Genomic DNA, 15,248 nt, shown 5'->3' on the forward strand with positions numbered 1-15,248 from the left:
TAAAATATCTTTTTCTATATCCATTAAAAAAGGCTGTGTAAACAGCCTTTTTTAATGGATAAAATTATAGTGTTTAGAGAATTAAAATTAAGGAGTTACATCAATCCACATTCCTTTGGTATGACTCATAAAATTATCATCATACATAGCCTCTACATGCGTTCCTGGTAAATAATAAGAACCTAAGTAGGTGGTGTTTATTCTTACTTTTAAATTTATTTTTTGATTGGATTTTAAATCAAAATAATAGTGAATAGCATTGTCTCTAATATCGGTATAAGTAATAGCACTGTTGGTGTTGGTTTCTCCTGTTGCGTAGCGTGTGTTTAACAACTCCCAACCAGATGGAATTTGATAGGTCATGGCTACATCTTTCACTGCTTTGTTATAGGTGTTTTTAATTTCTATTTCTGCGGTAAAATTAGTTCCTTGCGGTAGATTTTTTACATCGATTTGTTTACCGTTGGCATCTACATATTTTATATGGGTAACTATATTTTTAGAAATGTTTTCTTCGGTATTTATTTCTGGAATTCCTGCGTAGGTTAATTTTACATACAAAGGTTGTTTGTTTTTATTGTTTACAAGAATTTTATTGGCTCCCTTAGTAAGTTCAACATTGTTAGCTTGTATAGATTTTTTAGATGCTATATTTAGCTTTTGCTTGTTTACTTTTACTTGTACATCCAAACCTTTGTTTGCTACATTTTTGTAATAATTAGCCACGGCTAATAAGCTCATAGCAGTTGTTTTGGTATTTAAATAGGTGTTTGCGTTTAATTCTTTGGCAATATCGTTTAACAATTCTCTAGCCTTTGTGGAGTGGTTTAAAACTCGGTACGTTTCTAAAGCTATGGCTTTGTTGGCCAATGTAGAACCATGGTTTATTTGATGCACTTTGGTGTAATTAATTAATGAAGCACTTTGTGTTAATTCCAAGGCAGCCTTACTTTGCCCTATAGTTGCATAAGCCAAAGCCAATCTTAATTTGGCAATGTTAGAAAGTTTGGCATCTTCTCTTAAACGGTTCATCATAGACATTTCTGGTTGTTGGGCCAGTGCTAAGGTGTACAAACGGTAAGCTTGTTCTACATAGGTGTTGTTTTCTGTTTTTCGCCAATTTCTTGCGGTCTCCTTTTGATAAGCAATCCAATTGTTTTTAAAATTATAAGGCAAAGAAAATCCGTGTTGTTCTGCTTCTAGTAAAAAATGACCGGTATAGGTGGTAGCCCATTCATTTGCTTTCTGATTTCCTGGCCAATAACTAAATCCTCCGTTAGTTAATTGAAAATTGTTTAGTTTTTGGATTCCACGATTGATATGATCGGCTATTTTATTTTTTTCTATTAAAGAGGTTTCAAATAACTCATTGATGTACAATTGCGGAAAAATAGCCGAGATTGTTTGTTCTAAGCATCCGTGAGGGTATTTGATTAAATATTTTAATCTATCCGTAAAATTTATCTGCGGAAAAGTAGAAACTTCAATAGTTCCTGTATTGCTGTTTTCTATTCCAAATCCATCAACCACCAATTCTTTTTTAGCATTGGCTTCTATAATAAATTGTTCGCTTTTGGTAATTTTATTTATTGGGTTGTAAGCATCTAACTCAATATCGTAACTAGCGCTGTGATTTTTATTACTTGCTTTGATACTAATTTTTCCTAATCCAGAAGTTAAGGCCTTTATGTTAAAATAAGCAATCTCATCACCAGGTTCTTTAAAAGTAACTTGTTGTGTTTTAGTTCCTACAATGCTAAAAACCTCATTGGTTTTAATTTCAACTTTTACACTTTGTGTTCCGTTTAAAGAATTAAAAACTGTAATTGGAATTTTAATTTGTTCGTTCTGACTTACTTTTCTAGGAGCGCTGGCTAATAGCATTAATGGTTTTTTAACCAAAATACTCTGCTCTGTTTTTCCATAAGCTTCGTTTTTAGGTTGATGTGCTACAAGCATTGCTTTCACAGCTCCAATGTATTTAGGAAGCGTTATTTTATGTGTGGCGGTTTTGTTTTTGTCTAAGGTAAAAGGACCTTTAAAAATAACCACAGGTTTAAACCTATTGGCTTTTTGAGTTTTGGCAGCTCCCAAATCTTGATCTCCACCAATACTAAATACCTGATTTAATTTTCCTCCAAATGCACCAATTACATCATCGTACATATCCCAAGTTTTAATACCTAAAGCTTGTTTGGCATAAAAAGTATTCCATGGATTAGGGGTTTTAAACCTTGTTAAATCCAACAAACCTTCATCTACCACAGCAATCGTGTAGGTAAAGGGTTGCCCGTTTTTTTCTGATATTTTTACTTCAAACTCCTTTTCAGGTTCTACTTCTTTGGCCACTTTAAGAATAGGGAATAGGTGAGATGAAGCATTTTCTACAGTAATGTTTTTTAACCCATACATTCTTATAGGCAAATCGTTTTTAGTATTGTTGTGAGCTTGTAAAGTATGGATGTTAATGTACACGTTAGGAGTCATGCTTTGATCTACTGTGAAAGTAAAATTGGTACTTTCTTTCTGAGTTTGAATTCGGTAATGTTTAAGAACCTCAGTATTGTTTTCTAGAGTAATTAATGCATTTCCTTGTTCCGATGAAGGGAAGTTTACGCTTACCGTTTCTCCTATTTGATAGGTTTCTTTATCTGTAGTAAAAATAAGCATGGCCGCTTCTTTCTGATTTCCTTTTTTTGCTTTTCCAGCCCATCCTGGCCAATCAATAAATACACTTTCTCCAGTACTGTGCCCGGATTTTTTGTTGGTTACTTTTACAAAATAATGACCCCATTCAGGATACTTAACTTCAAACTTAAAATTCGCTTTTCCTTGAGCATTGGTGGTGACTGTTTGATGAAATACAGCAGATTGGTATGAAGCAGAATTGAACTGAGAATAGTTGTTGTTATTGTTGTACCACCAACTGTTTTTCATTTTGTAAATGTTTATTTCTAAGCTTTGGTTGGCTACCGGTTTTCCTTGATTATTTACACTTACCAATTCAAACAAATGTTGTTTGTCTGTAAGCAGCATATTTCTAGCTTTGTCTCCCACGGGTCTTTTAATTCCTGTGTATATGGTAAATGGTGAATAGGTTTGTGTGTACACATCGGTGCTAAAATCTCCCCCGTTTTCATAAACTCTAGTGGTTAAATAAGCTTTTAACATTCCCGGAGCATTGCTGTTGGTTTTAGGTTTTAAGGTGAATTTTGTGGTTCCTTGTGCATCTAATTTACTTTTTAGAACATTGGTCTGTGCGGTTTCAAAATGTTTGCTAGGATCGTTAAAAACATAAGCTGGATAGTGCTCAAATTCTGTATTTTGACTTTTTAAGGTCAAATCAGTTTCTACTTTTAATTCCTTGGCAATGGCTCCATGTAACCATTTGGCAGCAATGTTTATTTGGTTGTTATTGCTTAAAATTTCTGTATCGGTTTTAATGTTGATTTTAAGACGATTGGGTTTGATGGTTTCTACTTTTAAAGTCTTGTTAAACACAGCACCACCTACAGCAATGCTTAGGTTCCAATTTCCAGTTTCGTAGCTGCTTTGAGTTGGAACCGCATAGGTATATAAATTATTGGTTCCTTGTGTATTTACTTTTCTGTGTTTTAAAACTCCGTTAGGGTTTTTAAGTTCTAAAGTTACCGGATGTCCTGCGGGAATTTTGTTTTTAAGGTCGTTTAACATAAAGCCAATAAAAATGGTGTCTCCAGGTCTCCAAACTCCTCTTTCTGTATATATAAAACCTTGAATTCCTTTGGTAGGTTTTACTCCGTTGGTATTAAAATTACTCATAGACAATACATTTCCATCGTTTACTTTTAAGTAAGTGGTTTGTCCGTTTTTTTGAGCTGTAACAATAAAAGGAGTATTTTCTAAATGGCTAATAGCAATTCCCTCCTCATTTGTTTGGGTACTGTAAATGGCTTGTTGCTGAAAGTTGTAAAATGTAATTGCAACATCAGACATAGGTTCAGAACTAACTGTGTTGTTAGTGGCTATAAAATAAGAGTTGTTGTTTCCTTTTTTTACGGTAATTCCAATATCAGTAGCAATTACGTTTTTGTAAATAGATTTGTTAGCATAGTAAGAATCTGTACAAGGATCGTCTCTTTCTCGCCAATTGTAACTTTCATAATTGCTATAATATTGGTTGTTGTCCCAATTGCTAGTTTCTAATTCTTCTTCATCAAAGTTGATGCTTTCTACAGGTGTTGTATTGCTGTTTGTTTCTCCTTTACATTGATAAGTTGCATAACTTCTTTTGTAAGACAATTCTACTTTGTAAATAGCTCCTTTATCTATGTTAATAAGCTTGTCTAAAGCCAATCCGTAGGTTTGCCATTTAGCGTATGCGGAACTATTTTTGGGTTGCAAAGGAATTATTTTTCTTAAAATGGGTCTTCCTACCATTTTAAAGTTTTGATTTCCTTGTAGGTTGTTTTGTTGTAGGAACTGAAGAATATTAGATTCAAATATTTTGTAAATTTTAACTTCTACCGCTTTTAGATTGATGGCTTCAAATTGAATGTTTAAGTTTTCTGAATTAGGAAGTATGTTTCCGGATTTAGAAAATTTAACATCAGGCTTGGGTTCATCAAAAGAAAGGGTTTTGTATAGGTCTTCTTTAAATTTGTATCCGTAAGTGTTTTTAATCCCTTTTCTAACGCCAATGGTTAATTCACCTTTTAAAGTTTTATCAGGATAGACTTTAACCACATTTCCACTTTTAACAAATTTTAATTTTCCACTTGACTGAATAGAAATCAAGCCGTTTAAATATTGGTTTTTATCTACAGGGTCGCTAAAATTAATTTCAACTCTTTGTTCAGCATCATTAATTACCTTTACATCCACCACTTTAAAGTTGTTTTTTCCGTGTATGTGAATTTCTCTTTGCTGTTGTTTGTCAACACCTATAGGAGCTCCGTTGTATGTTAAGGATAGTTTAGAATCGTCTAATCCTCTGTAAATACTATCTATCTTAAATAAAAAAACGTTGGTGTCTACAGTAACTACATCAAACTTTACTTTTTTGTTTTCTGAGTTTTGCGTAGCGGTTAAAATTTGTTTTACTTTTTCTAAAGAAGTTACATCGTTCGTGGTGATGTTTCCTAAAACATATTGCCAGTCTCGGTTATAAGATTGAATGGCTTGGGTGTGAACTTCAAAATTTTGTTTTTTTGTTTTGTAAGTAAAGTTGTAAGTGGTTTCTGTTTTTAATGCTTTTGGAAATAGCTTGTTGATATTAAGGTTTATAGTGTAAACCGTGTTGTTTTTTAAATTTTTTGCAGGGGTAAAAATTATTTGTTTTTGGTTGATGATTTCTACAGTTCCATTGACTTTAGGTTGTATGGAAAAAGCTTTTTTAAGGTCTTGATTGCTGATAGAAGACTCTTGAGCAAGATAAATTGTTATTGGAGTTTTAACGGAGTTTATACCTGAAGTATGATTGTAAATGTAAGTACTATAGTCAATATCAGGATTGTTTTTGGGTTCTTTTTTAGGAGAGCAACTGTCAACAAGAAAGGAAACAACAAAGCATAAGAATGCTAAAAACAGAAAAGACTTTTTCATTGTAAATTTTTTTCCTAAAGTAGGGATTTACAATCAAAAAGTCTAAACTAAAAAGAAGAGAGAAATTCTTAATACTCTGTAATTATTTCTTTGTCCGATTTTTCTTTTACAGTATATTCAATATACGTAAATTGGTTGATAGAGAAATAACCAAAAGCTCTGTTTTCTTCATCGGTTTGATTTAAGATGTTTCCTCTAATAGTTGCAGGAGCGGTAGAAAAAGGTCCATTGCTACCTTCGGCAGTTAATAGTATTTTAGTTAAAAAATCATTATAACGTTTGCTAATTCCGTAGCTGGTAATTTTTAACAAATCTCCAGGTAATAATTCTTCTTCAAAATAAGTAAAGTCATAATTGTTTTCACCAGGAACTTCGCTTAATAAATCATCATCTGCATTAGAATATTCTGGCAAAAGAGATATACTTGTTGGTGGTTCTATTTTGAATAAAAAGAAGTTGTCTACACCTATTTCATTGTCTATGTTTAAATCTACTTGAATAATTCCCTCAGGATCTAAATCTTTGTTTAAACTTTGTGTAATGTAGTTAGGGTCTTCTATAGATGTGTAGGTGTCTTCGGCAGTATAAACTTGTCCGTCAACTTCAATTTTTATGCTATAGGTTTCGTTAAGAACAGGTTTTTTAAAATCTGTAGCCACATATAGTTTTTGGGTTGCATCATAAGCAAAAGTTCCCATAGATTCGTTACTGCTATTGGTTACTGTAATATTTGCATTTGTAACTATTGGGTAGTCTTGGCTATAATAAGGTGTAGATTTTGTTAATTTGATGGTTTGTGTTTTGGATGCTTCATCATCATTTTTGTTCCAATCTATACTAGCCTCTACAACCAATCTAGGTGTAGCGCTTAAAATATCGTCTAAAACAACTTCTTTGGTACAGGATAGGGTACAGAAAGCTAAAAAGAATATGTATATGTAATTTTTCATGATTGTTAGAATTTAAAGTTGAAAGTAACTGAAGGAATCATTCCGAACATTGTTAAACGTTCTGTGATATTTCGTGTGGTTCCGGTTTTAAAATTTTCCTCTTGTCCAAAGGTAATAGCAGATGCATTTTGTCTGTTGTACAAATTGTAAATGCTAAAAACCCATTCTCCTTTCCATTTTTTGTTTTCATACTTTTTAGGAACGTAAGTAGCAGAAACATCTACTCTGTGATATAAAGGCAATCTTTTAGAGTTTCTGGGTCCGTAATTAGGAACATTTAAGTCTAAATAACCATAACTAGCATTGGCATAGGTAACAGGTTGTCCTGTTTGTAGGTTAAAACTAGTGTTAAATTTCCATTTTTTAGAAGCTTTATAGTTGGCAATTACAGTTAAATCGTGAGTTTTATCATAACCAGTTGCATACCAATTTCCGTTGTTAATTCCTACTTCTTCGGCTGTTCTTCCTTTGGTTTGTTGTTCAGATCTAGATAAAGTATAGCTAATCCATCCGTTAAATTTCCCTTCTTCTTTTTTAAACATCAATTCTAAACCATAGGCTCTTGCTTTTCCATTTAAAATAACAGATTCTACGGCTTCTTGTGCTACCAATTCTGCACCATCTGTATAGTCAATTCTATTTTGTACTGTTTTTCCAAAAACTTCGGCAGTTAAACTATACATATTATTAAAATCTTGACTGTATCCGAAGGCAATTTGATCAGATAATTGGGGTTTGATATATTCTCCACTAGGTGTCCAAATGTCTAAAGGGGTAGGAGATTGAGTGTTGGATAGAATATGAATGTATTGTGCCATTCTTTGGTAGCTGGCTTTAAAAGAACTTTTATTGTTTAAGGCATATGCAATAGAGAATCTTGGTTCTAAGTTGTTAAAAGCTTTTCTTAATTTACTTCTATCCATGTTTACTTGTCCAATAGGTTCTGCTTGTTCGTAAAGTTTTGTTTCTTTATTGTACAAAACAGGAGAACCTTCGTAAATATTAATATTATTTTCCCCTAATCTTAAAAAATTACTCCAACGCAGTCCATATCTTAAATCTATTCTGTCGCTCAATCGGTGTTCAACATCAATGTACACGCCGTTTTCTATAGCATATTTTTTTGCTATTTGGTTGGTTTCTATTCCTGTTCCAGGCTTGCTTGGTTGAATTTTTCCAGGATTAAAAATGTAGTTAATAGATTGTACTCCGTAATTGATGACAATATCATCGTTAAAATATTGTTTTAAATCGTATTTAAGATTGTAGTTTTCCAATCCAGAATCCCATTGAAACCCAGCAATACCAATTTCTAAACCATAGTAGTAATTGCTGTAAATAAGCGATAGGTTAGAAAATAGTTGACTGTTAAAAATGTGGTTCCAACGTAAGTTGGCTACAGCATTTCCGTATTTATTTACAAATGTTGTTCCTAAAGAAAAAATATCACGACCAAAATATCCTGACAAGTACAATTTGTTTTTAGAATTTACTTCCCAGTTTACTTTGGTGTTTAAATCGTAAAAATAAGCTTTGCTTTTGTTTTCTGGCTGAATTAGGGGTAAAAACAAATCGGCATAAGACCTACGACCACTTACAAAGAAAGAGGCTTTCTTTTTAACAATAGGTCCTTCTAAAGTTAATCTAGAAGACAGCAATCCTATTCCTCCGTTTCCGTGAAATTCATATTTATTTCCATCTTTTTGATGAATGTCTAAAACAGAAGAAATTCGTCCTCCAAATTTGGCCGGAATTCCACCTTTGTAAAGTTTTAAATCTTTAATGGCATCTGCATTAATTACAGAAAAGAATCCAAATAGGTGAGAGGAGTTAAAAAGGGTAGCTTCATCTAACAACACTAAGTTTTGATCGGCAGCACCACCACGAACGTTAAATCCTGATTGTCCTTCACCTGCATTGGTAACCCCGGGCAATGTAACAATAGATTTTAACACATCCACTTCTCCCAATACGGCAGGAATTTCTTTAATGGTTTGTACTTTCATTTTATTTACACTCATTTCAGCTTTTTTAATGCTTATTTTTTCGGTGTAAGCAGAAATGACCACTTCATCTAGGTTTTCTGAATTTTCTTGTAAGTTTACATTAAGTGTTGTGTTTTTAGTAAGGTTAATTTTTTTAGTAAAATTGTTATACCCTAAATAAGACACTTTAATGGTGTATTCCCCTTTTGGAAGTGTAAAGGAATAAAAACCATATTCGTTGGTAACCGTTCCTTGAGAAGCTACGGGTTCTATAATACTAACACCAATTAAGGTTTCTCCAGAACTTGCATCTTTAACAACACCTGTAATTGTGAATTTTTCTTGTGCATAGCTGCTACTTACGATAAGGAGTAAGAGCATTAAAATTTTTTTCATGTAGTTGTGTTTATTTGTTGTAATTGGCTGCAAATTAATGCTTTTTTTAGGTCTTAAAGGTTTCAAAAGAAGCAGTGAGACCTATTTTAGACTGTTTTAATAGTGTTTTTATATTTTGTTAAAAAGATTGGTTTGTTTTTGGTAAAATTGAATTCAAATTTTCATTGCTTTGGAAAATATTTGTTAAGCAATTTAAATGAATATGACATTTAGATGGCTTATAAATTTTATTTTTTTGTTTATACTATCTAAATCAAAAATAGTTGTTGTTGGGTTTTAGAAAGTATAAAATAGATTAACTTCTAAAAAGTATCTGTATAATGGTTGTTAGTACCATTAAACAGGGTTACTGTATCAACCTTTTTTTATATTCTGTAGGAGATGTGTTGGTTTCTTTTTTAAAAATTCTATTAAAACTTGCTTTGGATTGAAAACCACATTCATAAGCAATTTCAATCATGTTATGATGTTGGTAAGCAGGATCTTCCATTTTTTGTTTCACATCCTCAATTCTTTTTTTGTTTATGAGTTCGTAAAAATTAGTGTGAAGGTGGTTGTTTAGCAGGTAAGAAAGTTTTTTATGGTTAATGTGCATTGCATCTGCAAGTTTTTGAAGATTTAGATTTTCATCTTGATGAATTTTTTCTTTATCAAATAACAAATTCAGTTGTTGCTTTAAGGCAATGGTTTCTGTAGGTTTTAATTTTTTTTGATTTGGTTTTAACTTTAAAGTTCCCTCGGGTAATAAAAATTTTGAATGATTGGTTCCGTAATATCCCAAATAGACTATTAAAATAGCAGCCATTAAAATGGAAAAATAATAAGTCTCATTTTTTTGATTAAAAAACAAGTTGATACCATCAATAACAAGAGCAAAACCAGTAATGGCAATTGTACCAATTAGCATATGATTTACCCACTTTATATTGTTAATTGAACTTACAGAAAATAAATTTTTAAATGCTTTTAAATAGTAATTGTATTTTACTTTAGAAATAATATTATAGGTAATTAGGTAAACGTTTAAAAGTAAGTTTAATAAGTTGTCATTATCTCGTGTAATTTTTAAATATTTAAAAAGAGGAATATTTAAAATATATGTAAACAGCTCTGGAATTGTAAAAATAGCACAATAAAGAACGGCAGGTAAAAAATGCAAATAGTGTTTAAATTTTAACTTTTTTCTATGATAAAACAGAGATTCAATATAGAAATAGATTAAAGGACCTAATATAAATTCAATATTGTTTGCTATTGGGAATGTAATTAAAATAAGAATATCAAATTTAATTTGTATAGCATATAAAACCAGTAAACAGTTAAGCAGAACAATAAAAAAGACAATTAATATTTTAGTGTGCGTGTCTTTACTTTTTTGTTTAAAAAGCAATAAAATTAAGATACTAACAATAGTAACAACGCTAATAAGTAAAAACTCTATAAACTTATTCATCTTGTATTCAAAAAATAAAATTGTTTAGTAACAAAGTTAGAGTTTTTAAGTTTAGGTTTTGGGTAGTTATAGAATTGCTGATGGTGTAAAAATTAAGATTTAGACAATTTCTTATGCTAACCTTTTTTTATATTCTGTAGGAGATGTGTTGGTTTCTTTTTTAAAAATTCTATTAAAACTTGCTTTGGATTGAAAACCACATTCATAAGCAATTTCAATCATGTTATGATGTTGGTAAGCAGGATCTTCCATTTTTTGTTTCACATCCTCAATTCTTTTTTTGTTAATGAGTTCGTAAAAATTAGTATGAAGGTGGTTGTTTAGCAGGTAAGAAAGTTTTTTATGGTTAATGTGCATTGCATCTGCAAGTTTTTGAAGATTTAGATTTTCATCTTGATGAATTTTTTCTTTATCAAATAACAAATTCAGTTGTTGCTTTAAGGCAATGGTTTCTGTAGGTTTTAAATTTTTATTTTTAGGTTTAAATTCAATGATCCCTTCGGGCAAAAGAATTTTAGCTTGATTGGTTCCGTAGTATCCTAAGTAAATAATTAATACAACCGATAAAATCATAGTAATGTAAAAGGAATCATAATTATTAGGAATAAAAAAGCTAAAAAACCCTACAAAAAAATCAATAGAACAAACAAACAAAATACCTAAAAGCATTTTGTTAACCCAACTAACATTTTCTATAGACGATGTTGCAAATAAGTTTTTGTATACTTTTAAATATTGATTGTATTTAAGTTTAGCAAAAGAAATATAGGCTATTAAATAACAGATTAATAGAATGTATAATATGTCCTCGTACTCATCTCTTTTGTGTAGATAAGCAAAAAGATAGGTGTCTGTAAAAAAGGAAAAAATTGTAGGTATGGTAAAAAATAGTAAATAAACTAAAGCAGGTAAAAAATGTAAATAATCTTTTTTTTGAATTGTTTTTTTATGATTAAACAGAGCTTCTACATAGAGTAAAATAATGGGACCAAGTAGAAATTCAATATTATCTACCACCGGAAAAGCAATTAATATAAGAATGTTAAACTCGTTAATGTCTGCATATCCTATAATCAGATAATTCAACAAAATCATAAAAAATAGGGTTAAAAGCTTAAAGTGCAATTCTTTTTTTTGTGCTTTAAAAAGCATAAAAAGAAAAGTAGCTATAATAGTTATACCGCTAACAAGTACAAATTCTAAAAGTTTAATCATTAATTTTTAAGCATAACAAGTTAAGTGTAAAGTTAGTTTTTTTAATGTTTTTAAGTTTATGTTATGGTTAAATATGGTTAGAATAACTATTGACAAATAGAATTTGTGGAATTTAAAATTTAAGAAAGGATTAGTTAAATAGTAAAAGGTATTATTTAGCTAGCTAAGCAAGTTAAAATCGATAACCTATACTTATTGCACGACGGTTGATTATATTATGGTCCGTTTTATTAGCGTTAAATAAATTACCTCCCATACCAAATAAAGCTTCAAAAACAATTCCTTTTTTGGTAACCCATTTGTATCCAATACTTAAACCTAGTGATAAGTCAATAACATCAGGACCTTCATTTAAAGTAATATTTCCATTGACATCTGTTAGTTGTTTTCCATCTATTGAACCTAGTGTTCCAAATCCTTCAATAAAGAAACCCGAAGCATATTTTTTACCAAAATATCTTCTGTAAAAAGGAGAGATTTGAAAATTTACATCCTCATCATATTTTTTACTGAATGAGTACAATCCTGTTATTCCTAATGATGACTTTCTATTTAAATTTCTTTCATAAGTTGTTTCAAATAATCCAAATGCTGTGAAATAAACATTAATTTTTAGTTCATTTTTATTTTCGAATGAATAAGGGGTTATTTCATCTTTATTTTGTCCATTAACTGTAAGAATTGAAAATAGGATAGCTATTGTTAAGAGAGGGTTTTTCATAATACTGGAATTTGATTTTTTTGATTGAATTATATTTGGAATTGTTTATTCGTGTTAAATTTGATTGAATATGTTTTTTTAGGGTTTGTGATTCCTTTTTTAATTAACCAAATAGCCAAAATTACTTCTTGTAATAAAAGCGGAGTTGTTATAATTATGTATTCGGTTGAAATAACAGTAAGTAGTTGAAAAAAAATTAAAAAACCAGCAGTCATAATTAATATGTTTCCTGCTATTCCCCATATTGAAATCCAAGTTGGGATGTTTTTTTGTTTATAAAGTATAGCGTAAAAAAGTAAGTTTCCTAATCCTGTTGCTGTAATCACACCTAAATGGTTTACTAAATCTCTAGTGTTTTTTAATATTTGACCAATTGTTTCATAAAATTTTAAATCACTATTTATCTCTGTTAAGTATTTTTCACTTAAAAGGATATATGTTGGCAATAGTATTATTCCTATTAATTGAAATACTCCCGCCATAAATCGAAATCCAACAAATCCAATAGAAAGAAAACTACTATACTGTTTTAATATTGGAAATAATATTAAAGAGAAACTAATATAAATTGGTATTAAAAGAAATTGAAAAAGAGCTCCAATTAAAACGGTATTTTTGTTTAGATAAACAATTTCAAGATATTTTTCATTATCAATTGAAGGAATAATACTTAAAATACCAGTAATTATTCCCAAAAGGATTAGAGTTCCTGCAATTCTCGAATTTCGTTTATTTTCCATATGCTACAAAAGTAGCCTGGATCTAATTTAGATTTCATTGACTATAGTTAAGAAATTATTTTTTGGTAAGTATTCTTTTTCTAATTCTACTTAACGATTCGGGTTTAATACCTAAATAACTAGCTATTTGGTGCTGAGGGACTCGTTGAATTAAATCTGATCTATTTTTTAACAGATCTAAGTATCTTTCCTCAGGATTGGAAGTTTTAAATTTAGCAAAGGAGTCTTGATTTTTAGCCATTATAACCTCGCCAATAACTCTAGACAAAGATTCTAATTCTGGGTACTTTTGAAATGTTTCTTTTTCTAATTTAGGGTTACCCACACTAACTATCACATTTTCAACACATTCTAAGTAATAATTAGAGGGACTAGATGTTCCATAATTAGAAGGTGTAACGGCATATTCCTCGGTATAAAATTCAATAGTTTTTTCTTCTCCGTTTTCAACAATATAACTTCTTATACATCCTTTTAAAATAAAATAGCATTCAATACAAATATCACCTTCTTTAAGTAGAATCGTACCTTTTTTAAAGTGTTCAATAAAAGTGCTGTTTACAATAGCGCTTTCTAATTCATGAGTGATTTTAGTATATTTTGAAAGGTATTTTAGAATTTCATTTTTCACGGTTATAGGGATTTAAAATAGAATTTTGGAAGATGTTATTTTTCAATGAAAATTCCAATTAAGGAATATTTTTTTTAAAAACGGTCAATTGTTCTTATTATTGGATTTTATGAAAATATATATTATTTAATGTTTTTGTCAGATGGGAAATTTAATTAGGGAAAGAAAATAGTTGAAAGATTGTCATCATCAAAACCAAAAAACGCTAACCATATGGTTAGCGTTTTTTGGTTTATAGCCTTACTATAAATCAATTTCAATTTGATTTTTTAGAATATCTTCAAAAGTTTCTCTTTCTCTAATTAAATAGTCTTGTCCTTTAACAACTAAAACTTCGGCAGGTCTAAAACGAGAGTTGTAGTTAGAAGCCATAGAAAAACAATACGCTCCTGCATTGTCCATACAAATAATATCACCTTCACTTACTTTTCCTAGTTCTCTAGTTTCTGCAAACGTATCGGTTTCACAAATGTACCCTACTACATTGTAGATTTCTTTTTCACCATCAGGATTAGATATGTTGTGTACTCTGTGGTAAGCATCATACATCATAGGTCTCATCAAATGATTCAATCCACTATCTACCCCAACAAAATTAATATTAGGTGTTTGTTTGATGACATTTACTTTGGCTAAAAATTTACCAGATTCACTTACCAAGAATTTACCGGGTTCAAAAATCAACTTTAATTCCTTACCGTACTCATCACAAAAAGCGTTAAAACTAGCTCCTAATATAGGTCCTAATTCTTCTAAGTTGGTTGCATGGTCTCCATCTTTATAAGGAACTTTAAAACCGCTTCCTAAGTCAATGAATTCAATCGTGTCAAATTGTCTTGCAATTCCTAACAATACTTCCATAGCTTCTACAAATGCGCTAGGATCTTTAATGTCAGAACCTGTGTGCATGTGTACACCGTTTACAGGAGTTCCGTTGGCTGTTACTATTTTTTTGATTTCTTCAATTTGAGTATGAGAAATACCAAACTTAGAATCTACATGTCCTACAGAAATTTTAGCATTTCCACCTGCCATAATATGCGGATTGATACGCAAAGAAACAGGAGCCTTAGGAAATGCTTTTCCAAATTTATCTAAACTAGATAAGTTGTCTAAAGTAATTTTTACCCCTAAATGATGAGCTTCTGTAATTTCTGCAAAAGAAACTCCATTAGGAGTATAAGAAATATCTTTTACGTTAAAACCAGCAGCCAAACACAATTTAATTTCTTGAACAGATACACAGTCTCCTCCAGATCCTAAGTTTTTTAAAAATTTAAGAACGTTAATGTTGGTGTTAGATTTTACTGCGTAATTTAATTTTACATTTTTTACAGAAGAAAAAGCATTCATCATACGTTTGTATTGACGTTCTATAATATCTGCATTGTATACATACAACGGTGCTCCGTATTTTTCTGTTAATGAAATTAAAAATTGATTGTCCATTATTTTTATTTTTAAATCTACTTTCTATTAATATTCAATGTCACCTTAGTGGCTACATTTCGACTCCGCTTGATGACTTAGGTGTTCGAATGGAGTCGAGAATTTTCTGTCTTAAATAAATCTAC

General features: G+C 30.5%; 9 protein-coding genes. All 9 read right to left on the minus strand.

The window, feature by feature from the left end; all coding sequences use genetic code 11:
- Positions 1 to 87 precede the first annotated feature (87 nt).
- Entirely contained in the window at positions 88 to 5,583 is a 5,496-nt protein-coding gene (locus ACY2IJ_RS01225; RefSeq protein WP_476725341.1) for an MG2 domain-containing protein, read from the minus strand.
- A 68-nt stretch (positions 5,584 to 5,651) separates the two neighbouring features.
- Positions 5,652 to 6,533 (minus strand): DUF4249 family protein, encoded by an 882-nt coding sequence (locus tag ACY2IJ_RS01230; RefSeq protein ID WP_476725342.1) that lies wholly within the window; start codon positions 6,531 to 6,533, stop codon positions 5,652 to 5,654.
- Positions 6,534 to 6,538: 5 nt separating this feature from the next.
- Positions 6,539 to 8,914: a TonB-dependent receptor gene (locus ACY2IJ_RS01235; protein WP_476725343.1), complete on the minus strand. Its 2,376-nt coding sequence runs from the start codon at positions 8,912 to 8,914 to the stop codon at positions 6,539 to 6,541.
- Positions 8,915 to 9,260: 346 nt separating this feature from the next.
- Entirely contained in the window at positions 9,261 to 10,367 is a 1,107-nt protein-coding gene (locus ACY2IJ_RS01240; protein ID WP_476725344.1) for a helix-turn-helix domain-containing protein, read from the minus strand.
- 111 nt (positions 10,368 to 10,478) lie between these two features.
- On the minus strand, positions 10,479 to 11,582 hold the full coding sequence (locus tag ACY2IJ_RS01245; protein ID WP_476725345.1) for a helix-turn-helix domain-containing protein: 1,104 nt from the start codon (positions 11,580 to 11,582) through the stop codon (positions 10,479 to 10,481).
- Positions 11,583 to 11,754: 172 nt separating this feature from the next.
- Positions 11,755 to 12,303, minus strand: a complete 549-nt coding sequence (locus ACY2IJ_RS01250; protein WP_476725346.1) for a DUF3575 domain-containing protein — start codon at positions 12,301 to 12,303, stop codon at positions 11,755 to 11,757.
- Positions 12,304 to 12,332: 29 nt separating this feature from the next.
- Positions 12,333 to 13,043, minus strand: a complete 711-nt coding sequence (locus ACY2IJ_RS01255; protein ID WP_476725347.1) for a DUF4386 domain-containing protein — start codon at positions 13,041 to 13,043, stop codon at positions 12,333 to 12,335.
- Between the two features lie 55 nt (positions 13,044 to 13,098).
- Positions 13,099 to 13,674, minus strand: coding sequence for a Crp/Fnr family transcriptional regulator (locus ACY2IJ_RS01260; RefSeq protein WP_476725348.1), 576 nt, complete (start codon positions 13,672 to 13,674; stop codon positions 13,099 to 13,101).
- Between the two features lie 243 nt (positions 13,675 to 13,917).
- Positions 13,918 to 15,123 (minus strand): diaminopimelate decarboxylase, encoded by a 1,206-nt coding sequence (gene lysA / locus ACY2IJ_RS01265; RefSeq protein ID WP_476725349.1) that lies wholly within the window; start codon positions 15,121 to 15,123, stop codon positions 13,918 to 13,920.
- Between the last annotated feature and the right edge of the window lie 125 nt (positions 15,124 to 15,248).

The organism is Wenyingzhuangia gracilariae (assembly GCF_056387575.1).